General features: G+C 73.2%; 20 protein-coding genes. 15 read left to right on the forward strand and 5 right to left on the reverse strand.

What is annotated here, in order from left to right:
• Positions 1–12: 12 nt before the first annotated feature.
• Positions 13–705, reverse strand: a complete 693-nt coding sequence (locus tag ACZ64A_RS06820; protein WP_469808676.1) for an NAD(P)-dependent oxidoreductase — start codon at positions 703–705, stop codon at positions 13–15.
• 78 nt (positions 706–783) lie between these two features.
• On the opposite strand from ACZ64A_RS06820, the gene ACZ64A_RS06825 reads away from it, so the two are divergent.
• On the forward strand, positions 784–1389 hold the full coding sequence (locus tag ACZ64A_RS06825) for a TetR/AcrR family transcriptional regulator (protein WP_469808677.1): 606 nt from the start codon (positions 784–786) through the stop codon (positions 1387–1389).
• A gap of 34 nt (positions 1390–1423) precedes the next feature.
• Here ACZ64A_RS06825 and ACZ64A_RS06830 read toward each other — a convergent pair whose 3' ends face one another.
• On the reverse strand, positions 1424–2467 hold the full coding sequence (locus ACZ64A_RS06830; RefSeq protein ID WP_469808679.1) for a GlxA family transcriptional regulator: 1044 nt from the start codon (positions 2465–2467) through the stop codon (positions 1424–1426).
• Positions 2468–2597: 130 nt separating this feature from the next.
• Here ACZ64A_RS06830 and ACZ64A_RS06835 point away from each other — a divergent pair, with 130 nt between their 5' ends.
• On the forward strand, positions 2598–3521 hold the full coding sequence (locus ACZ64A_RS06835; protein ID WP_469808680.1) for an NADP-dependent oxidoreductase: 924 nt from the start codon (positions 2598–2600) through the stop codon (positions 3519–3521).
• An 18-nt stretch (positions 3522–3539) separates the two neighbouring features.
• Here ACZ64A_RS06835 and ACZ64A_RS06840 read toward each other — a convergent pair whose 3' ends face one another.
• A complete protein-coding gene (locus tag ACZ64A_RS06840; protein ID WP_469808681.1) occupies positions 3540–4538 on the reverse strand; it encodes a GlxA family transcriptional regulator in 999 nt (332 codons plus the stop codon).
• 143 nt (positions 4539–4681) lie between these two features.
• Here ACZ64A_RS06840 and ACZ64A_RS06845 point away from each other — a divergent pair, with 143 nt between their 5' ends.
• On the forward strand, positions 4682–5266 hold the full coding sequence (locus ACZ64A_RS06845; RefSeq protein ID WP_469808683.1) for a cysteine hydrolase family protein: 585 nt from the start codon (positions 4682–4684) through the stop codon (positions 5264–5266).
• Positions 5267–5372: 106 nt separating this feature from the next.
• On the opposite strand, the gene ACZ64A_RS06850 is transcribed toward ACZ64A_RS06845, so the two are convergent.
• Positions 5373–6518 carry an RNA polymerase sigma factor gene (locus tag ACZ64A_RS06850; protein ID WP_469808684.1) on the reverse strand — a complete coding sequence of 382 codons (1146 nt, stop codon included), beginning with the start codon at positions 6516–6518 and terminating at the stop codon, positions 5373–5375.
• Entirely contained in the window at positions 6515–6934 is a 420-nt protein-coding gene (locus ACZ64A_RS06855) for a YciI family protein (RefSeq protein WP_469808685.1), read from the reverse strand. The genes ACZ64A_RS06850 and ACZ64A_RS06855 overlap by 4 nt, the downstream gene beginning before the upstream one ends.
• Before the next feature lie 251 nt (positions 6935–7185).
• Here ACZ64A_RS06855 and ACZ64A_RS06860 point away from each other — a divergent pair, with 251 nt between their 5' ends.
• From ACZ64A_RS06860 to ACZ64A_RS06915, 12 genes are all read left to right on the forward strand, one after another.
• Positions 7186–8472, forward strand: coding sequence for a flavin-containing monooxygenase (locus ACZ64A_RS06860; protein WP_469808686.1), 1287 nt, complete (start codon positions 7186–7188; stop codon positions 8470–8472).
• 10 nt (positions 8473–8482) lie between these two features.
• Positions 8483–8953, forward strand: a complete 471-nt coding sequence (locus ACZ64A_RS06865; RefSeq protein ID WP_469808687.1) for a RidA family protein — start codon at positions 8483–8485, stop codon at positions 8951–8953.
• Positions 8950–9624, forward strand: a complete 675-nt coding sequence (locus ACZ64A_RS06870; protein ID WP_469808688.1) for a DUF1028 domain-containing protein — start codon at positions 8950–8952, stop codon at positions 9622–9624. Before ACZ64A_RS06865 ends, ACZ64A_RS06870 begins: the two co-directional genes overlap by 4 nt.
• Positions 9625–9683: 59 nt before the next feature.
• Positions 9684–10889: a M20 family metallopeptidase gene (locus ACZ64A_RS06875; RefSeq protein WP_469808689.1), complete on the forward strand. Its 1206-nt coding sequence runs from the start codon at positions 9684–9686 to the stop codon at positions 10887–10889.
• A 139-nt stretch (positions 10890–11028) separates the two neighbouring features.
• On the forward strand, positions 11029–12471 hold the full coding sequence (locus tag ACZ64A_RS06880; RefSeq protein WP_469808690.1) for an aspartate ammonia-lyase: 1443 nt from the start codon (positions 11029–11031) through the stop codon (positions 12469–12471).
• Positions 12472–12534: 63 nt separating this feature from the next.
• Positions 12535–13959 carry an MFS transporter gene (locus ACZ64A_RS06885; protein ID WP_469808691.1) on the forward strand — a complete coding sequence of 475 codons (1425 nt, stop codon included), beginning with the start codon at positions 12535–12537 and terminating at the stop codon, positions 13957–13959.
• Positions 13960–14196: 237 nt separating this feature from the next.
• On the forward strand, positions 14197–15126 hold the full coding sequence (locus tag ACZ64A_RS06890; RefSeq protein ID WP_469808692.1) for a LysR substrate-binding domain-containing protein: 930 nt from the start codon (positions 14197–14199) through the stop codon (positions 15124–15126).
• Between the two features lie 318 nt (positions 15127–15444).
• Positions 15445–16917, forward strand: coding sequence for an aldehyde dehydrogenase family protein (locus ACZ64A_RS06895; protein ID WP_469808693.1), 1473 nt, complete (start codon positions 15445–15447; stop codon positions 16915–16917).
• 69 nt (positions 16918–16986) lie between these two features.
• Positions 16987–18354, forward strand: a complete 1368-nt coding sequence (locus tag ACZ64A_RS06900; RefSeq protein ID WP_469808694.1) for an aminotransferase family protein — start codon at positions 16987–16989, stop codon at positions 18352–18354.
• A 150-nt stretch (positions 18355–18504) separates the two neighbouring features.
• Positions 18505–20004 carry an APC family permease gene (locus ACZ64A_RS06905; RefSeq protein WP_469808695.1) on the forward strand — a complete coding sequence of 500 codons (1500 nt, stop codon included), beginning with the start codon at positions 18505–18507 and terminating at the stop codon, positions 20002–20004.
• A 135-nt stretch (positions 20005–20139) separates the two neighbouring features.
• A complete protein-coding gene (locus ACZ64A_RS06910) occupies positions 20140–20556 on the forward strand; it encodes an ATP-binding protein (protein ID WP_469808696.1) in 417 nt (138 codons plus the stop codon).
• Between the two features lie 212 nt (positions 20557–20768).
• Positions 20769–21878: a ferritin-like domain-containing protein gene (locus tag ACZ64A_RS06915; RefSeq protein ID WP_469808697.1), complete on the forward strand. Its 1110-nt coding sequence runs from the start codon at positions 20769–20771 to the stop codon at positions 21876–21878.
• The last annotated feature ends 10 nt before the right edge of the window (positions 21879–21888 follow it).

The following is a 21888-nucleotide window of genomic DNA, read 5'->3' on the forward strand; positions in this document are numbered from 1 at the left end:
CAGTGGGTGCACTCACTTCTTCTTCACGCCCTCGTTCCAGATCAGCTTGGCGATGTTCGGCTTCACCGCCGTGGTGATCACCCCCATCGCGGTGCGCACATACCGGCGCTCACCCAGCTCGCGGAGCATGCTCGCGGCCAGATCGGAGCGAGCGGTGAACACCCCGTCCGCGCTCGTCTCCGCCGTGTGATAGTCCGTCACCACCGGGTGCTCGAACAGCCCGGAGGGCCGTACGAGCGTCCAGTCGAGGTCCGTCTCACGGATCACGGCCTCCATACGGCGCATGTCCTCGTGCAGGGTGCGGCCGAGGCGGCGGTTCACCAGCGGGTCGAGCACATGGTTGAAGAAGTGTGCACCGGTGGGACGCCAGTGCGGGTCCGCGATGCTCGAACTCACCGCGAGGAGACGCTTGATCCCGTGCCGGGCCATCGCCTCCGTGATCGCCCGGGCGCTCGCGGAGTACGTGGTGATCTCCTTCTTGCTGTACGGGGTGCCCAGGACCGACAGCACGGCGTCCGCACCGCCGACCGCCGCGCCGACGCCGGCCGGATCGGTGGCGTCGGCGACCGCCACGGACAGGCCCGGACGCTCGGCGATCGACCCGGGCCGCCGGGTCACGGCGACGACCTCGTGGCCGGCGGCGAGAGCCTGGTCGACGAGCCGGCGGCCGGTGGGTCCATTGGCTCCGAAGACGGTGATACGCATGACGGCGGGTCCTTCCCTTCGTACGGGCGGCGGAACGCCCTTGACCCTGCCGGTCGGGGCGGCGCAAGCTCAACGCCGATGAATAAAACGCCGTCTCCCGCGCAGGCCGGCCCCCGGGGGCGGGGCCGTCCCCGCGGCAACCCGCCCACCCGCGCGTCGATCGTCTCCGCCGCCCGCCCGCTCTTCGTCGAGCGCGGCTACCGTGCCACCACGCTGCGCGCCGTGGCCGAGGCCGCCGGGGTGGACCCGGCCGCGATCGCCTACCACTTCGGGTCGAAGAAAGCCCTGTTCGCCGACGTCATGCAGGTCCACTGCGCCAACGCGCTCACCGTCGACCGCGTCCTGGCCGGCGACCCGGCCACCCTGCCCGACCGTCTTATCGACACGGTGACCGGGATGTGGGAGGACCCCGGGTTCCGCCGGCTCACCAGCCAGGGGGACGAGGTCGCCGCGGCCGTCCGGGACTATCTGGAATCCGAACTCCTGGCCCGTCTCGTTGAATTTCTCGGGGGCCGTACCGCCACCGCGCGCGCCACCGCTGTGGTCACCGTCCTCGGCGGACTGATCTACACCCGCTATCTCAACCCCCTCCCGACGGCTGCCGCCCTCACCCCCGCCGAGATCCGCCGGATCCTCGCCCCCTCACTGCACGCGGCGCTCGCCCCGGGAACGCGCCACCGCTGAAGGACCGGCCGCCGGATCCGCGTGCGCCGACGCCTCAGCCCGCGGCCGCCGCCACGTCATGGGGGCTGAACGTGCGCCGGTAGGCGGCGGGTGAGATCCCGAACGCCGCCCGCATGTGCGCGCGCAGGGAGTTCGCCGAGCCGAAGCCGGCCCGGTGCGCCACGAGGTCGATCGTCAGGTCCGTCGTCTCCAGCAACTGCTTGGCCAGCTCCAGGCGCTGGGCGGTGAGCCACTGCACCGGGGTCATGCCGACCTCGTCGCGGAAGCGCCGGGTGAAGGAACGCAGGCTCATCCGGGCGTGCTCGGCGAGCTGGGCGAGGGACAGCGGCTCGCCGAGGTGCTCCAGAGCCCAGGCACGCGTCGCCGTGGTGCTGGCCAGGGTCGGCTCGGGGACCGGGCGGTCGATGTACTGGGCCTGCCCGCCGTCCCGCCACGGCGGCACGACGCACATACGGGCGGCCCGGTTGGCGGCGGCCGCGCCGTGGTCGCGGCGGATCAGGTGCAGGCACAGGTCGACGCCCGCCGCCACGCCCGCGGAGGTGAGCACATCGCCGTCGTCCACGAAGAGGACGTCCTCGTCCACCTTGACCCTCGGGTAGGCCCGGCGGAACTCGGGCGCCAGGTTCCAGTGGGTGGTCGCCGGGCGGCCGTCGAGCAGACCGGCCGCCGCGAGGACGTAGGAGCCGGTGCAGATGGACACGAGCCGGGTCCCGGGCCGGATGCCGGCGATGGCAGCGGTGACCTCCGGGGGCAGCGGGCCGCCGCGGCCGAGCTCGGGCATGGCGTGCGTGGGCGGGACGATCACGGTGTCCGCGTCGGCCAGGGCCTCCGGTCCTGCCGCCGGCTGCACGGTGAACCCGGCGTCGCTGAGCACGGGGGCGCCGTCGGCGGTGCAGACGGTGACGTCGTAGAGCGGGCGGCCCCCGGCGTCCTGCACGCTGCCGAAGACGCGCGAGGGGATGCCCAGCTCGAAGGGCGGCACCCCGGGCAGGGCGAGAACCGCCACGCGGTGCGGCCGCGTCGCTGCCCGCGTGCTGTTCCGCTCGGGCCGGGTGGTCGTCTGCTGCGCCGTACTCATGGCCAGATCCTGTCACATAGTGGCCGGACGGCCAATCCCGCGGCCGGTCCCCGTGCCGCAGAGTTGTCCGCGTCGCGCCGGGAACGTCCCGGCGCCGAGCCGGTCGAGTACGGAAAGTGAGTCGGACAGCATGCGTGCAGTGGTCGTGGAGCAGTGGGGCGGTCCCGAGGTCCTGGTCGAGCGTGAGCTGGAGCGCCCGGAGCCCGGCCTGAACGAGGTCCTGGTGCGGGTGCACGCGGCCGGAGTGAACCCGGTGGACTGGAAGACCCGGGCGAGCGGCGGCCTCATCGAGTGGGGCGACGTGCCGGCCGTCGGCTGGGACGTGTCGGGGACCGTCGAGGCCGTCGGACCCGGCGTGGGGATCTTCCGCCCCGGTGACGAGGTCTTCGGCATGCCGCTGTTCCCCCGCCAGGCCGGCGCCTACGCCGAGTACGTCGTCGCACCGGCCCGGCACCTCGCCCCGAAGCCGGCCAACCTGACCCATGTCGAGGCGGCGGCGCTGCCGCTGGCCGCGCTGACCGCCTGGCAGGCGCTGGTGGACGCGGCGGACGTGCGGCCCGGCGAGCGGGTGCTGGTGCACGCGGCCGCCGGCGGGGTCGGCCACTTCGCGGTGCAGATCGCCAAGGCCCGCGGCGCCCATGTCATCGGCACGGCCAGCGCCGCCAAGCACGACCTGGTGCGACGGCTCGGCGCGGACGAGGTGGTCGACTACCGTGCGGTGCGCTTCGAGGACGTCGTGAGCGATGTCGACGTCGTCCTGGACGGCCTGGGCGGAGAGACCGCCGAGCGCTCCCTCGCGGTGCTCCGCGACGGCGGCCGGCTGATCACCCTGCCCGGCCCCGACGACGTCCCCACCGCCCCTGACGGGGTGCGGGCGGCCTGGGTGCTGGTCGAGCCCGACCACCTGGGGCTGCGCGAGATCGCCGCCCTGGCGGAGCGGGGCGCGCTGAAGCCGGTGGTCGAGACGGTCCTGCCGCTCGCGCAGGCGGCCGAGGCGCACGAGATCGGTGAGCAGGGCCGCACCACCGGCAAGATCGTCCTGACGGTCGCCTGACCCGGGCCCGCCCGGACCTCAGACCGCCCGCGGGGTCCTGAACCTGCGCCGGTACTCCGTCGGCGTGGTGTTCAGGCGGCGGCGGAACGCCCGGACCAGGGTGTCCGTCGTGCCGAACCCGGTGAGGGACGCGATGCGGTCCAAGGTGGCGTCGGTGGACTCCAGTTCGGCGCGCGCCTTCTCGACGCGGACGGACTCGATGTAGGCGTGCGGCGTCGTCCCCAGCTCGGTCTTGAAGAGCCGGGTCAGATGCCGCTCGCTGACATGTGCGTGGGCGGCGAGGTCCGCGATGGTCAGCGGCCCGCCGACGTTGCGCATGATGTGGTGCCGGAGGTCCTCGATGCGGCGCGTGGTGGAGACCTGTTCCAGCGGAACGCTGAACTGGCTCTGCCCGCCCGGGCGTTTGAGGTACATCACCAGTTGCCGGGCCACCCGCAGTGCGACCGCTTCGCCGAGGTCGTCGGCGATGAGGGCGAGCGACAGGTCGAGGCAGGCGCTGATCCCCGCCCCGGTCCAGACGTCGCCGTCCCGGATGAAGATGGGGTCGGCGTCGACCTCGACCTCCGGGTGGTCGGCGGCGAGACGCTGCGCGGTGGACCAGTGCGTGGTGGCTCGTCTGCCGTCCAGCAGGCCCGCGGCGGCGAGGATGTGCGCGCCGACGCACACCGACGTGATCCGCCGGCTGGAGGAGGCGAGCTGCCCGACCCGGCGCACGAGCCCGGCGTCGACCAAGGGGTGCACACGGCGCTCGCCGTCCACCTCGACCGATCCGGGCACGATGAGAGTGTCGATACGGCGGGCCGCGACCTGCTCGAACGTGGTGTCCGGGAGCACCCGGACACCCGCACCGGTGACGACGGGCTCCGGCGTCTCGGCCGCCAGCACGACCTCGTAGTCCGCCGCCTCCCGCGTCTCACGCCGGGCCAGCGAGAACACCTCCGGCGGACCGGTGACGTCGAGCAGGTCGACCCCTTCGAAGACGACGATGACGACGAGTCGTCCGATGCTCCCCGGCACGAATCCCCCCACGTGAACGGCGTGTCCGTATCTGCATGTTAGACGTCATTGCCGCCATCGGTGCCGCTGCATAGCGTGAGGGACGCGGCCCGGCGCACCGCCCGGGCCGCACATCCCACCCGACACCACCAGGGGGCACACCCATGTCCAGGACGACACTGCGACAGCTCAACGGCTTCGACGAGACGCCCGCGAAGCTCGCCGACTCCACGCTCATCCTCATCGACTTCCAGAACACCTACACCCAGGGCGTGATGGCACTGGACGGGTGGGAGGCGTCCCTCGACGCCGCCGGGCAACTGCTCGCGCGCGCCCGGGCCGCGGGCACGAAGGTCGTGCACGTCGTCAACGACGGCGGCGAGGGAACGCCGTACGACATCCGGGCCGAGATCGGGCGGATCCACCCGCGCCTCGCACCCGTGGAGGGCGAGGCCGTCGTCGTCAAGCAGGTCCCGAACGCCTTCCACGGCACCGACCTGGGCGCGCACGTCCCCGACGGCCAGGATGTCATCCTGGCCGGCTGGATGACGCACATGTGCGTGGCGTTCACCGCCGAGGGCGCCTTCCTGCGCGGCAACCGCCCGACGGTCGTCGCCGACGCCACCGCGACCCGCTCCCTGCCGGTCGCCGGCACCGATCTGGACGCCGGCCAGGTGCACCACGCCGCCCTCGCCACCATCGCCGACCTCTACGGGGTCGTCGTCACCTCGCACAAGGAGATCGTCTGACGCGAAGGCGCCGTGCCCCTGCCGCCCCGGCGGCCGTCACACCGCCACCGCGACCGCGTACGGCGGGGGTTGACGATCGGCCGCCACCCTCCCGCCGCCCGGCTCGTCAGCCGTGCAGGCGGGAGTTGAGCCGGGCGGCCTGGCGGGTGAGGTGGTCGCGTTCGGCGAGGTTGGGCGCCTTGTGCGCCGCCTCGGCGTACAGCCGTGCCGCCGCCGCGAGGTCGCCGTCGCGCTCGTGCAGGTGGGCCGCGACCGCGGTGTGGCGGGGCAGGGCGGGGTCCAGTTCCGCGAGCGCCGCCAGGCCCGCGCGGGGTCCGTCGGCCTCGCCGACGGCGACGGCGCGGTTGAGGCGGACCAGCGGGCTGTCCGTCAGCCGCACCAGTTCGTCGTACCACTCGACGATCTGCACCCAGTCGGTTTCCTCTGCCGTGCGCGCGTCGGCGTGCAGCGCGGCGACGGCAGCCTGGGCCTGGAACTCGCCCAGCCGGTCGCGTGCGAGCGCCGCCTGCAGGATCGCCACGCCCTCGGCGATCGCCGCGGTGTCCCAGCGGGCCCGGTCCTGCTCGGCGAGCGGGACCAGGCTGCCGTCGGGCGCGAGCCGCGCGGCGCGCCGCGCGTGGTGCAGCAGCATGAGGGCGAGCAGGCCCGCCACCTCGGGATGGTCGACATGGGCCGCGAGCTGCCGGGTGAGCCGGATCGCCTCCGCGGCCAGGTCGACGTCACCGGAGTAGCCCTCGTTGAAGACCAGATACAGGACCCGCAGCACGGTGGCCACGTCGCCGGGCTGGTCGAAGCGCACCCCGGACACGGTCCGCTTCGCGCGGCTGATCCGCTGCGCCATGGTCGCCTCGGGCACCAGGTACGCCTGAGCGATCTGACGGGTGGTCAGGCCCCCGACGGCGCGCAGCGTGAGCGCGACGGCGGACGCGGGGGTCAGCGACGGGTGGGCGCACAGGAAGTACAGCTGGAGCGTGTCGTCCACCCCCGGTGCCGGGCCGGGCGCGGGCTCGCCGTCGACGACGTCCTCCCGCCGGCGGCGGGCGGCGTCCGAGCGGGCCGCGTCCAGGAACTTGCGCCAGGCCACGGTGACCAGCCAGCCCTTCGCGTCGCGCGGCGGGTCGGCCGGCCAGACACGGACCGCTTCCACCAGGGCGTCCTGGACGGCGTCCTCGGCCGCCGCGAAATCGGCTCCGCGGCGGACGAGGACGGCGAGCACGCTCGGGGTGAGGGCGCGCAGCAGGGTCTCGTTCATCCGTGCGGGCACTCCGGGACGGTGGGGGGCGCCGCGAGGAACGGGCGCACCTCCAGCCACTCGTGGATCGGCTTGCCCCCGGCGCCGGGCGCGGCGGAGAGCTCCCCGGCCAGCTCGACGGCGCGCTCGTAGCTGTCGACGTCGATCACCATCCAGCCGGCGATGAGGTCCTTGGTCTCGGCGAACGGGCCGTCGGTGACCGGCGGGCGCCCCTCGCCGTCGTAGCGGACCCAGGCACCCTCGGGGGCGAGCGCCTGACCGTCGACGAACTCGCCCGTCTTCTCCAGCCGGGCCGCGAAGTCCTGCATGTACTGGATGTGAGCGGAGATCTCGTCCGGGGTCCACTGGTCCATGGGTGCGCAGTTCACGGGTTCCGGGGCGCCGCGGTAGTGCTTCAGCAGCAGGTACTTGGCCATGGTCCGTCTCCTTGGTGCGGGTGCGACCCATTGTGGTCGCGTTCACCCCGGGGACGGAGCACATCCCCGGTTCTCGACATCGCCGCGGAATTTTTCCCGGCGATTTTTTGACCGGCTTCCACATCGGAAAAACCGATCCCCTTCCCCGGAAACATCTGTTGGACAGCTTTTCCGGCCGCCCACAGGATGGTGCTCGCGGTAGCACGGTCGACGCGGCACCGGGATGGACTACCGCCTGAGTGGAGGCTGAAATGCCGAATGAAGAGACCGAAGTAGTCGTCGTCGGAGCGGGCCAGGCCGGCGTGGCGATGAGCGAGCACCTGGGCGCCCAGGGCATACCGCACCTGGTCCTGGAGCGGCACCGGGTCGCCGAGCGGTGGCGCTCGGAGCGGTGGGACTCCCTGGTCGCGAACGGGCCCGCCTGGCACGACCGCTTCCCGGGTCTGGAGTTCCCCGATGTCGACCCCGACGGGTTCGCCTCGAAGGAGCAGGTCGCGGACTACCTGGCCGCGTACGCCGAGAAGGTCGGCGCCCCGGTCCGGTGCGGCGTCGAGGTGACCTCCGTGCGCCGGCACACCGGCCGGGCCGGCTTTCGCGTCGAGACCTCCGAGGGCACCATCGACGCGCGGTTCGTCGTGGCCGCGACCGGGCCGTTCCAGCGGCCGGTGATCCCGCCCATCGTCCCGGACGGCGCCGTCACCGTGCAGCTGCACTCCAGCGGCTACCGCAACCCCGGGCAGCTGCCCGACGGCGCGGTCCTCGTGGTCGGAGCCGGATCCTCGGGCGTCCAGATCGCCGACGAGCTGCGCCGCTCCGGCCGCCGGGTCCTGCTGTCGGTGGGGCCCCACGACCGTCCTCCCCGTCAGTACCGCGGCCGGGACTTCTGCTGGTGGCTCGGCGTGCTCGGGATCTGGGACGCGGAGACTCCTCCCCAGGGGGCCGAGCACGTCACCATCGCGGTCAGCGGCGCCCACGGCGGTCACACCGTGGACTTCCGCGCCCTGGCCGCCTCCGGTGTCGAACTCGTCGGGCTGACCGCGTCGTACGACAACGGCGTGCTGCGCTTCGCGCCGGATCTCGCCACGAACATCGCCGACGGCGACGCCAAGTACCTCGCCTTCCTGAAGGCCGCCGACGCCTACGTCGAGCGCAACGGGCTGGACTTCCCCGAGGAACCCGAGGCCCACCTCCTCGGGCCGGACCCCGACTGCGTGAGCACACCGCGCCTCGAGCTCGACCTGGCCGCGGCCGGCGTCGCCTCGATCGTCTGGGCGACGGGGTTCGCCACCGACTACGGCTGGCTGCAGGTCGACGCCTTCGACGACCGGGGCCGCCCGGACCACCGGCGGGGCGTGTCCCGTGAACCCGGCGTCTACTTCCTGGGCCTGCCCTGGCTGTCCCGGCGCGGGTCGAGCTTCATCTGGGGCGTGTGGCACGACGCCCGCCACATCGCCGACCACATCACCATCCAGCGGGGCTACCTCGCGTACGGCACCACCGACCGGTCCGGCACCGCGCCGGCCCCCGTCGGGAACTGAGGAGGAGACGATGACGTCCACGAGCGAGGGCCGCCAGGTGAACGCCCCGATCGTCACCGGCGGGCACACCCGCATCCGGCCGTTCAACACCCGCGACACCTATCCCGAGCAGAGCCTGGACAACGACCTCTGCCAGGCCGTCGTCGCCGGCGACACCGTCTACGTCCGGGGCCAGATCGGCCAGGACCTCGACACCAGCGAGTCCGTCGGCATCGGCGACGCCGAGGCGCAGGCGGAGCGCGCCATGGCCAACATCAAGATGCTGCTCGAGGAAGCGGGCAGCCGGATGGAGCACCTGGTCAAGCTGACCGTCTACCTGATCGACCCGCGCTACCGCGAGGCGGTGTACCGCACCGTGGGCCGCTGGACCAAGGGCGTGCACCCCATCTCCACCGGTCTGGTCGTCTCCGCCCTCGCCCGCCCGGATTGGCTGTGCGAGATCGACGCCGTCGCCGTGATCCCCGAGGAGGACCGGGCATGACCCTCTCCCTCGTGGTACGCGACGGTGACCGGTTCGGCATCGTGGTCAGCTCCTCGAGCCCGGCGGTCGCCGCCCGCGTCGCCCATCTGCGGCCCGGGATCGGCGCGGCCGCGTCGCAGAACGTCACCGACCCCACCCTCGGCATGCGCCTGCTCGACGGGCTGACCGCCCACGGCGACGCCGAGCGCGCCCTCGCCGACGTCACCGCAGCGCCGGACACCGCCAAGACCATCGAGTACCGCCAGCTGACCGTCCTGGGCCGCACCGGCCCCGGGTTCGCCCACAGCGGCGCCCGGACGCTCGGCACGCACGCCTCGGTCACCGCGGACGGCGCGGTGGCGGCCGGCAACATGCTCTCCGGCGCGCACATCCCCGGCGTCCTCCTCGACGCCTACACCTCGGCCACCGGAGAGCTGGAGGAGCGGCTGCTCACCGCGCTCAGGGCCGCCGTCGCGGCCGGCGGCGAGGAGGGGCCGGTGCACTCCGCCGGACTGGCGGTCGTCGCGGACGTGGACTGGCGGGTGACCGACTTGCGAGTGGACTGGGCCGACGATCCGGTGGAGCGGCTCGCCGAACTCGTCGGGGTCTGGCTGCCGCAGCGCGACGACTACGTGCGGCGCGGCCTCGACCCGGCCTCCGCACCGTCGTACGGCGTCCCGGGCGACCTGTGAGCGGCGCGCGGAGGGAGACGACCGCGGCCGCGCCGACGCAGACGGCCGCGGGCGCGTCGATGGAGGTGGCTGTCGGGGCGCACGAGGAGTCGGCCGCGCGGGCGCTGCCGAAGGCGGCCGTGGGTGCGCTGAAGGAGGCCGCCCGGCAGGCGGTCGGCCGTCGCGCCGAGGAGCTGACCGGCCTGTCCGAGGGGCTGCACGCCGACCCGGAGACCGCCTGGGAGGAGCACCGGGCCGCCGCCCGCGTGCCGGACCTGCTCGACCGCGCCGGCTTCGACGTCACCTCGTCCTACCTGGGCCTGGACACGGCGTTCCATGCCCGGTTCGGCAGCGGGCCCCTGCGGATCGCGCTGTGCGCGGAGTACGACGCGCTGCCGGGCCTCGGCCACGCCTGCGGGCACAACCTGATCGCGGCGTCCTCGGTCGGGGCCGCGCTCGGCCTGGCCGCCGTCGCCGACGACGCCGGCCTGACCGTCGAGGTCTACGGCACACCGGCCGAGGAGGGCGGCGGCGGCAAGATCGAGATGCTGGACCGGGGCGCGTTCACCGGGGTGGACCTCGCGATGATGGTGCATCCGGCTCCGGTCGACGTCGCCGAGGCCCGCCCGTTCGCCGTCAGCCACTCCCGGGTCTCCTACACCGGCAAGTCCGCGCACGCCGCGGCCTATCCGGAGGCCGGGGTCAACGCGGCCGACGCCTTCACCGTGGCCCAGGTCGCGATCGGTCTGCTGCGCCAGCAACTGCCGGGCTCGGCCCGCGTGCACGGCGTGGTCACGCACGCCGGGGACGCCCCGAACGCCATCCCCGAGCGCTCCACGGGCCGTTGGTACGTACGCGCCGAGACGCTCGCCGAACTGGCCGAGCTGGAACCCCGGGTCATGCGGGCCTTCGAGGCCGGCGCCCTCGCGACCGGCTGCGCGCTGGAGATCGAACCTGAGAGCAAGCCGTACGCGGAGTTCCGCACGGACGACCGCGCCCTCGGGCACTACCGCGCCAACGCCCTCGCTCTGGGACGGCAGTTCGCGCCGCCCGGCCAGGCCGCCCGGATGAACCGCGCCTCCACCGACATGGGCAACGTCTCCCAGGTGGTGCCGGCCATCCACCCCTACATCGGCATCGGTTCCCTGCCCGCCACCAACCACCAGCACGAGTTCGCCGCGTACTGCGTGGGCGCAGCGGCCCAACGGGCCCTGCTCGACGGCGCGACGGCGCTGGCCTGGACCGGCGTCGACCGCGCCACGGCGGGCGGGGGAGGAGAGGCATGACGCGGACAACGGCCCGCCCGGCCGCGTGGATCAGCCTCGTGCGACGAGACGGACCCCGTGGGCGCCGCTCCTGGGCACGGGCCGTTGGCCCCGCATACGCCGCCGCGACCCCCGACTTCCTACGACCCCAAGGACACCGATGTCCCTGACATCCGGCCCCCGGCACACCGCCCCGGCGGACCACGGGCACCGCACCGAGCACGACATGCTCGGCGAGGTGGACGTACCGGCACACGCCTACTACGGCGCGCACACCGTCCGGGCGGTCGCCAACTTCCCCCTCACCGGGGAGACGCTCGCCGCCCGGCCGCACCTGATCGCCGCCCTGGCGGCGGTGAAGCACGCCGCTGCCCGCGCCAACGCCGACGTCGGCGCCCTGGACGGCACACGCGCGGCCGCGATCGCGGACGCCTGCGCCGAGATCGGCGCGGGCGCGCTGCGCGAAGAGTTCGTCGTCGACCTCATCCAGGGCGGCGCGGGCACCTCGACCAACATGAACGCCAACGAGGTCGTCGCCAACCGGGCCCTGGAGCTGTTGGGGCGGTGCCGCGGGGAGTACGCGGTCCTGCACCCCCTCGACCACGTCAACCTCGGGCAGAGCACCAACGACGTCTATCCCACCGCCGTGAAACTGGCGCTGGACGCGCACATCGCCGAACTGCTCGCCGCCCTGGCCGGCCTGCGCGAGGCGTTCGCCGCCAAGGCCGCCGAGTTCGCCGACGTGCTGAAGATGGGCCGCACCCAGCTGCAGGACGCCGTGCCCATGACACTGGGCCAGGAGTTCGGGGCGTTCGCCGCGACCCTCGCCGAGGACGAGCAGCGGCTGGCGGAGGCCCGGCTGCTGCTGCACGAGCTGAACCTCGGCGGCACGGCGATCGGCACCGGCCTCAACGCCCGCCCCGGCTACCGCGGACGCGCCCTGGAGCACCTGCGCCGGCTGACCGGCATACCGACCCTGGTGTCCGCGCCCGACCTCGTCGAGGCCACCCAGGACGTCGGCGTCTTCGTCCAGCTGTCCGGCGTGCTCAAGCGCATCGCCGTCAAGCTGTCGAAGATCTGCAACGACCTGCGCCTGCTGTCCTCGGGGCCGCAGGCCGGCCTCGGCGAGATCAGTCTGCCCCCGCGCCAGGCCGGTTCGTCCATCATGCCGGGCAAGGTCAACCCGGTGATCCCCGAGGCGGTCAACCAGATCGCGTTCGAGGTCATCGGCAACGACGTCACCGTCACCCTCGCCGCCGAGGGAGGCCAGCTCCAGCTGAACGCCTTCGAGCCGGTCATCTACCGGTCCCTGAGTGCCGGCCTCGACCATCTCGGCGCGGGGATCGGCGTCCTGGCCGAGCACTGCGTGCGCGGCATCACCGCCGACCGGGACCGGCTCGCCCGGACCGTCGCCGCCTCCACCGGCGTGGTCACCGCGCTCAGCCCCGCCCTCGGCTACGAGACCGCCTGCGCCCTCGCCCTGGAGGCGCACCACACCGGCCGGCCCGCGCTCGACCTCGTCCGTGAGCGCGAGCTGCTCAGCGAGACCCAACTGCGCGACCTCACCAGCCCGGCCGCCCTGACCGGCCTGCCCGCGCGCTGACAGCAGCACGCCGGCCACCCCGCTCGACTCCGGCTTCCCCACCCCATCCCCAAGGAGGTGCGCATGCGCACCAGCAACATCGGCGGCCCGCCGGCCGAGGCCGCGACGGCCGCCGACGCGGTCGCCCTGCGCAGAAACGTCGCCGCGGGCGCCGTCGGCGTGTTCGTGCACTGGTTCGACTGGGCCGCCTACGCCTATCTCGCCGGCACCGTTGCCACGGTGTTCTTCCCGGCCGAGAACAGCACGACGGGGCTGCTCGCCGTCTTCGGCGTCTTCGCCGTGTCGTTCGGCATCCGGCCCATCGGGGCCCTGGTGTTCGGCCCGCTCGGCGACCGGATCGGCCGCAAGCGCACCCTGTCGCTGGTCATCTTCCTGATGTCCGGCGCGACCCTGACGATCGGACTGCTGCCCGGCTACGCCTCGATCGGCACCGCCGCCCCGGTGCTCCTGGTCGTCCTGCGCCTGATCCAGGGCTTCGCCGCGGGCGGCGAGTTCGGCAGCGCGGCGAGCTTCCTCGCCGAGAGCGCGCCCCGGCACCGTCGCGGATTCGGCGTCAGCTGGCTGGAGGTCGGCTCCCTGCTGGGCTTCCTCGCCGGCTCGTTCGCCTTCCTGCTGCTGTCCACCGGACTCGACGACGCCCAGCTGACGTCCTGGGGCTGGCGCATCCCCTTCCTCGTCGCCGCGCCCCTCGGCGTCATCGGGTACATCATCCGCACCAAGATCGAGGACACGCCCGAGTACCGGATGCTCGAAGCGGGCGGTTCCGTCCCGCGCAGCCCGGCACGGGAGCTGCTGCGCTCCCACAAGCGGCAACTGCTCCAGGCGGCGGGTCTGATGGCGGCGATGCACGTGCCCTTCTACGCCGTGCTCACCTACCTCGTCACCTACGAGACGGACCACCTGGGCCACTCGGCCGACAGCGCCGCCCTGCTGTCCACGGTGATCTCGCTGCTCGGCCTCGTCCTCGTGCCGGTGTTCGGTCTGCTGTCCGACCGGGTGGGGCGCAAACCGGTGTTCGTCGGCGCGACGGCGGCCCTGCTCGTCGTGTCCACCCCGGCCTTCTGGCTGATGCGCACGGGGCTCGCCGGGACCTGGGCCGCGGGGTTGTTGCTCGGCGTGATCCTGGCGGCGATCCTCGGCACGTACGCGGTGTGGTCGGCGGAGGCCTTCCCCACCCGCACCCGGCAGAGCGGACTGTCCATCGCGTACAACCTCACCGCCGCGCTGTTCGCCGGCACCGTGCCGTACCTGATGACCGTGCTCATCTCCGCGACCGGCAGCACGCTGGTGCCCGGCCCGTACCTGATGGTGTTCGCCGCCGGCGGGCTCGTCGCCGCGCTGTCCCTGCGGGAGACGGCCGGCTCCGCCCTGCTGCGCCCGGAGGACAAGGAGGCCATGGCGCAGGGCGCGGCCACCGGCGATCAGCCGCCGAAGACCCCGGCCCCGCAGGACCTCCCGGCGGCGCCGACCACCCCGGGGACCCGCTAGCCGGGTTGCCGAGGGGTCCGCCGGCCGATGCGCCTGCGCCCGCGGCTCCCGGCAGCCGTGCGCCGACCGCCCCCGACGACGGCCGGCCGGGGCGCCGACCGCCCCAGCTGCCCGCCGGCCGGGGGCGCCGCCCGCACCCGGCCCCGCTAGCCGGTCGCCTGCCCCCGGCAGCCGCCGGCCGGAGTGGGAGCCGCATAAGGTCGTCCCGGACAGAGGTCACCGGCACAAGGTTCACGTATGACGTCACCAGTGGGTTTCACGCTCGTTCAGCTGCGCTACTTCCTCGTCGCGGCCGAGCGGGGTTCGATGACGGAGGCGTCGGCGGAACTGCACATCGCGCAGTCCGCCGTGTCCGCGGCCATCTACAACCTCGAGCGGGACCTCCAGGTGCAGCTGTTCATCCGCCGGCGGGGCCGGGGCCTGACCCTCACCCCGGCCGGCGAGCGGCTGCAGCAGCAGGCGCGGGACCTGCTGGCCCGCGCCCGCGAGATCGCACGGGAGGCTCGCGGCGACGGGGAGACGATCTCCGGCCCCGTGACCGTCGGCTGTTTCGTGACCCTGGCCCCCTCCTATCTGCCGCCCCTGTTCAGCGAGTGCACCCGGCGCTACCCGGGCATCGAGATCGACGTGCTGGAGGCGGAGACGGACCAGCTCGTCGAGGCCCTGACAGCGGGCCGCGTCGACTTCGCCCTCACCTACGACCTCGGCCTCTCCGCGCGGCCCGACCTGCGCAGCGAGACCATCGCCCGGGCCCCGGCCTACGTCATCGTCGCCGCCGATCACCCGCTGGCCGGCCAGGACAGTGTGGAGCTCGCCGAACTCTCCGCGGAACCGCTGGTCCTGCTGGACCTGGCCCACAGCCGCGACTACTTCCGCTCGCTGGTCGCCGCCACCGGCACCGCGCCCGACGTCCGCTACCGCACCCGCAGCTACGAGACCGTGCGCTCCCTGGTGGCCCAGGGACTCGGCTACTCCGTGCTCAACCAGCGGCCCGCGACCAGCCAGACCTACGGCGGCGGCGAGGTCGCCGAGCTGCGGCTGCGCGACGGCGGTCCCCCGCTGGAGGTCAAGATCGCCTCGGTGGACGGCATGACCCAGACCGCCCGCGCCCGCGCGGTGATGGACCTGCTGCGCGGGATCGCCGCCGCCCGGCCCACCGAGGCCTGAGCGCCGGAGATCACTGCCGAGTCCACCGCCGGAGATCAACGCCGTCCGGCCAGCCGGCCCGCCCTGCCTTCCGCAGGGCGGGCCGGTTCTTTGCTGTGCGCATCAAACCCATGGAGAAGTTACTGTCCGCAGCATTGACGAGCGGTTCTCCTATTGTTTGAATCTCAACTCAAAGAACGGTGCGGGCGTCCCTCCGGAGCCCCCACCCGCCGCGCCCCCGCCGTTTCGAGGCGGCACCCCCGAGGCGGCCCGGAAACACCTCCGAGCCGAACCCGGCACCGGTACGCCACGCCCGACGACGCAATCGAAGGCCACAGCATGCAGACGTACGACCACTGGCGGCAGCGCGCCGCCGACCTCGCGCCCCGCACGCGCCTGTTCATCGACGGAGCGTGGGCCGATCCCGCCGACGACCACTGGATCCCGACCGTCAACCCGGCGACCGGCAAGGTCACCGCCCAGGTGGCGGCCGGCTCGGCCGCCGACGTCGACCGGGCCGTGGCCGCCGCCCGCGCCTCCTTCGAGGACGGCCGCTGGTCACGCACCGCACCGGCGGAGCGCAAGCGGGTCCTGCTCGCCCTCGCCCGCCTCATCGAGGAGCACGGCGAGGAACTCGCCCTGTGCGACACCCTCGACATGGGCAAGCCCATCGCGGAGTCGCACGGCACCGACGTGCCCGGCGCGACCGGTGTCTTCGCCTGGTACGCCGAGGCCGTCGACAAGCTGTACGACGAGATCGCCCCGGCCCCGCCCGGCAACCTGGCCCTCGTGCGCCGCGCCCCGCTGGGCGTCGTCGGCGCGGTGGTGCCGTGGAACTTTCCCCTGGACATCGCCAGTTGGAAACTGGCGCCCGCCCTGGCCGCCGGCAACAGCGTCGTGCTGAAGCCGGCCGAACAGTCACCGCTGTCGGCGCTGCTGCTGGCCGAACTCGCCGCGCAGGCCGGCCTGCCCGACGGCGTGCTCAACGTCGTTCCCGGGCCGGGGGAGAGCACCGGGCGGGCGCTCGGGCTCCACCCGGACGTCGACAGCCTGGTCTTCACCGGCTCCACCGCCGTGGCCAAGCGCTTCCTCGCGTACGCCGCCGAGTCGAACATGAAGCAGGTCTGGCCAGAGGCCGGCGGCAAGAGCCCCAACCTGGTCTTCGCCGACGCCGACCTCGAGGCCGCCGCGGAACGCGCCGCCTGGGGCTTCGTCTACAACGCCGGACAGGTGTGCTCGGCGAACACCCGTCTGCTCGTCGAGGCGTCGGTGGCCGAGGAGTTCACCGCGCGGGTCGCCGACCACGCGCGCACCTGGCAGCCGGGCGACCCGCTCGACCCGGCCACCCGCCTCGGACCGCTCGTCGACGAGGCACAGGTGGACCGCATCCTGGCCGCACTCGGCTCGTCGCAGGGCACCCTCGTGTGCGGCGGCACCCGCCCCGACCGCGACGGCGCCTACCTCGACCCCACCGTCGTCACCGGCCTCGGGCCCGACGCACCGCTGTGGCGGGAGGAACTGTTCGGCCCGGTGCTCACCGTGCTGCCCTTCCACGACGAGACCGAGGCCGTGCGCCTCGCCAACGACTCCGCCTACGGGCTGGCCGCGTCCGTCTGGACCCGGGACCTCGGCCGCGCGCACCGCGTCGCCGACGCGCTGCGGGCGGGCACCGTGTCCGTCAACACCGTCGACGCGCTGAGCCCGGCCACCCCGTTCGGCGGCTTCAAGCAGTCCGGCCACGGCCGTGACCTCTCCCTGCACTCCTTCGACCAGTACACGGGCCGCAAGACGACCTGGATCGCGTACGGCTGACCACGCGGACCCGACGGCCGCACCACCGACCACCCACCCTTCACCACCGCAGCAAAGGACGCAGCACCCATGACCCTCGACGCCGCAGACCTCGTCCGCCTGGACCGCGCGCACATCATCCACCCCTACCTGCCGGGCAGCGCCACCGAGCGCGTCGTCATGGCCTCCGGCTCCGGCTGCCGGCTCACCGACACCGAGGGCCGCGGCTACCTCGACGCCACCGGCGGGCTCTGGCTCGCCCAGGTCGGCCACGGGCGCACCGAACTGGCCGACGTGGCCCACGAACAGATGAAGAAGCTGGAGTACTTCACCAGCTTCTGGGAGTTCTCCAACGAGCGGGCCATCGAACTCGCCGCGCGGCTGGCCGCCATCGCCCCGGACCCGCTGAACCACGTCTACTTCACCTCCGGCGGCTCCGAGGGCAACGAGGCCGCCATCAAGATGGCCCGCTACTACCACCACCGGCGCGGCGAGGGCAGCCGGACCTGGATCCTGGCCCGCAGCAAGGCGTACCACGGCATCGGCTACGGCGGCGGCTCGGCCACCGGCTTCCCCGTCTACCACGAGGGCTTCGCGCCGATGATGCCGCACGTCTCCCACCTCACGCCCCCGTGGCCGTACCGCTCGGAGCTGTACGGCGACCAGCCGCTGAGCCCCGAAGGGGTCACCGACTTCCTCGTGCGCGAACTCGAGGAACGCATCGAGGAGATCGGCCCGCAGAACATCGCCGCGATGATCGGCGAGCCCATCATGGGCGTCGGCGGCATGCTCGTCCCGCCGGCCGACTACTGGCCCCGGGTGCGCGAGGTCCTCGACCGGCACGGCATCCTGCTGATCTTCGACGAGGTGGTCACCGCCTACGGCCGCGTCGGCGAGTGGTTCGCCGCCCAGTACTTCGGCGTCACCCCGGACATCATCGTCACCGCCAAGGGCATCACCTCCGGCTACGTCCCGCTCGGCGCGCTGCTCGTCGGCGACCACGTCGCCGAGGTCCTGCTGCGTGAGCACGGCTTCCCCATGGGCTACACCTACAACGGCCACCCCGTCGCCACCGCGGTGGCCACCGCCAACCTGGACATCATCGAGAAGGAGGGCCTCCTCGCCCGCGCCACCAGCCTCGGCGCCGCCCTCCACGGCGAACTCCAGGCCCAGCTCGGCGACTTGCCGATCGTCGGTGAGATCCGCTCGGTCGGCATGATGCTCGCCGTCGAACTGGTCGCCGACCGCGCCACCCGTGCGCCCCTGCCCCTGCACCCCGACCGGATGCCGCACGACGTCATCCGCCGCGAGACCGGTGTCATCGTGCGCGACTCCGCGCACAGCCTGGTGCTCTCCCCGCCGCTGATCATGACCGAGGCCGAGGCGAAGGAAGCGGCCTCCGCGCTGCGCAGCGTCCTGGAGCGCACCGAGCCGACCGGCGAGATCCGCGCCGCCTGACGCCCGCACCGCGCTACACCCGCGCATCGAGGGCCCGGCCGCGCCGGCCGGGCCTTCGGCACCCGGCACCCTCCGACACGGACCCCACACCGTAGCGGCGCTCCGCACGCGCCACCCGCAGTCTCTTCCCTCCCCTCCTAGGAACTGCCCGTGTCCTCCAAGCTCTCCACGCCCCGCCCCCGTGCCTTCCAGCCCGCGGACGGCACCCTGCAACGCAGCCTCAAGCGCTTCGACATCACCGCCATGGCCATCGCCGCGGTCATCTCCTTCGACACCGTCGGGCAGATCGCCACCGGCGGCGGCGAGGCCGCCACCTGGACCGCGGCCATCGCCCTGTTCTTCCTCGTCCCCTACGCCCTGCTGTTCGCCGAGACCGGCGCCGCGTTCCCGCAGGAGGGCGGCCCGTACGTCTGGGTCAAGCTCGCCCTCGGCCGTCCGGCGGCCGCGCTGACGACCCTGATGTACTGGGTCACCAACCCCATCTGGCTGGGCGGCTCCCTGGTCTTCCTCGCCGCGCAGACCTGGGACGGCTTCGTCTTCCACCTGGGTTCGGGCACGGTCGCCGACTACACCTTCAAGCTGCTGTTCGTCTGGGCCGCCATCCTCACCGCCGTCGTCTCCCTGCGCCGCGGCAAGTGGATCACCACGGCGGGCGCGGCGACGAAGGTCCTCGCCCTCGCCGGGTTCACCCTCACCGCCCTGCTCTACGGCATCCGGCACGGCTTCCACGGCCTGACCGGCACCGGCTTCGCGCCGACCACCGCCGGTTTCCTCGCCCTGGTGCCGATCCTGCTGTTCGCCTACGTCGGCTTCGAGGCGCCGAACGCCGCCGGTGAGGAGATGCACGACCCCCAGCGTGACGTGCCCGCCGCACTCGGCCGTTCCGCGGCCGTCGCCGCCTGCTGCTACCTGCTGCCCGTCCTGGCCCTGCTGGCCGTCGTCCCCGCCCACCAGGTCACCGGCATCGGCGGCTTCATGGAAGGCGCCCGCCTTGTCTTCACCGTCTACGGCGGCGCCGCCGGCCCCCTGCTGAAGACCACCGCCGTGATGTTCGTCTTCGCCCTGCTCACCCAGGGCAGCGCCTGGATGATCGTCAGCGACCGGATGCAGGCCATGGCCGCGGCCGACGGCGGCTTCTTCACCCGCGCGCTGGGCGCCTTCCACCCTCGCCTCGGCACACCCGTGCGCACCAACCTGCTCTCCGGAGCCGTGGCCACCGTGTTCATGCTCGCCGCGATGCGGTTCGCGGGCGGTGACGCGGCCGACGTGTTCGCCGTGGTCCTCACCGTCGCGGTCACCACCCTGCTGCTGTCCTATCTGGTCGTCGTCCCCGCGCTGGTCCTGCTCCGCCTGCGCCGGCCGGACGTCCCGCGGCCCTACCGCGTCCCCTTCGGCGACCGCGGTTTCCTGATCTGCGCGGCACTGGTCTACGCCTGGATCCTGATCGGATCGTGGTCGGCGCTCTTCCCCGGCGTGCTCGAACACCTCTTCGGCATCGACTACGTCTTCCGTGACGTCTGGGGCGTCTCCCGCGCGGCGTTCGAAACCTTCACCCTCGGGACCGTCGCCCTCCTGCTCGCGGTCGGCGTCGTCGGCGTGGCGGTGGCCCGCCGCGAACAGCCCACACCTGCGACGACGCGGCCGTCCTGACGTACCCCGCCGGGACGCCGGTCCGCACGGCTCGAACAGGCGAACCGCCGACCACCCGAAGTCGGAATGGCTACCCACGCCCTGCGCGGGTAGCCGCACTGTCGACCCCGTGACATCGGCACAGGCAGGGAAAACGTGGACGGACGTTCGCTTCGAGCGGTGGGCTGGGCGCGCTCATTGCCGCTCAGCAGTCAGGTGAAAACGGCACGCGACTGGGCGCGCGGCCATCTGGACGAACTGGGCTGGACCAGCAGCGCCCCCGATACGGCGGACGACGTCCTGCTGGTCGTGTCGGAACTGGTGACCAACGCGCATGTGCACGGCCACAGCTCCGCCCAACTGGTGATGTCCTGGGACGGCCAGTGCCTGCACGTCGCCGTGCACGACTCCTCACCCGTCCTGCCGGCCCCCCGCCGGCCCGACGCGCTCCAGCCCGGGGGCCGCGGCATCCTGCTCATGGACGCGCTGGCCGACCACTGGGCGGCCAAGTCCTGCCCGCACGGCAAGAGCGTCATCGCCTGCTTCCGGCCGCAGTCCCGCCAGGACGGCTGACGGCGGAGCGGACCGCCTCCGGCATGACGCAGGGTTGGACCGACAGGGTGGTGCAGCCGCCGCGCGCGCCCGTCGAGCCGCACGTCCGCGATGATCCTTGCTAGCTTCGCGAGCTGTTCCGAGGGCCCCGCACGCCTCCAGCGCAGGCGGGGCCACGACTGTGAGCCGAGGCGAGGGTGGCGGGTGTGAGGGAAGACGCGGAGAACCCGGCTGTGACTCCGTTCAAGCGCAGGAGTTTCCTGGCGTCCGCCGCCGTGGCGGCCGGTGCGTCGGTCACCGCGGCAGCCGATCCCGCCGCGGCCGCGGCGAGGCCCCACGCCGGACCACCCGAGCCGGAGCCGCTCGGTTGCGTCGCGCGGCTGCTGGCCGTGCCCGAGGCAGGACGCGGCGTCGACTGGCTGCGATCGGCCCTTCAGGTCGCCGTGGAGCTGGAACTGTCCGCCATCCCGCCGTACCTGTGCGCCTGGTGGTCCGTCAAGGACCGCGGCGGTGAAGCGGCGCGCCTGATCCGGCGCATCATCGACGACGAGATGTACCACCTGGGCGTGGTGTGCAATCTGCTCGTCGCGGTCGGCGGCCGGCCACGGATCAAGGCCGCGGCACCCACCTACCCCGGCCCGCTGCCCGGCGGCGTCCGCACCGGAGTGACCCTGTATCTCTCGGGCCTGACCAGGGCCTACGTCCACGACGTGATGATGGCCATCGAGGCTCCCGAGGAATCACTCGCCCGCAGCGGCACCGCCTCGCCCACCGTCGGCGTCTTCTACGGCGACCTGCTGAAGGGTTTTTGGACGGTGGCCCCGCAGCTGTCGGCGCGTGGACAGCTGAACGCCCGCATCGGCACCGACGAACTGCGGCCGGTCGAGACCCTCCTCGACGTCGAGCGCTCCCTCGACATCATCCGGGAGCAGGGCGAGGGCACGAGCAGGTCCCCGGCCGATTCCTTCGACGACGACCACCCGGCCCACTACTACGCCTTCAGCGAGATCTACCACGGCCGGCAGCTGCGCGAGACCCACCAGGGCTGGACGTTCAGCGGTCCGCCCGTCCCCTTCCCCGACGCGCGCCCCATGGCCCGCGTCCCGGCGGGCGGCTGGCCCCGGCCGGCGGCGCCCGTCCAGCAGCTCCTGCACCGGTTCGACACCACCTACACGACGGTGCTGGACGCCCTCGACGCGGCCTGGGCCGACGGCGGCCCCCGCGCCCTGGGCGGGGCCGTCCACGCCATGCACGGCTTGGAGGAGTCCGCCGTGCGTCTGATGGAGACGGAGATCCCGGGCTCCCGCAGCACGTACGGCCCGCAGTTCCGCGTGCTCCGCTAGCCTCCGCACG

The organism is Streptomyces sp. NPDC104814 (assembly GCF_055583185.1).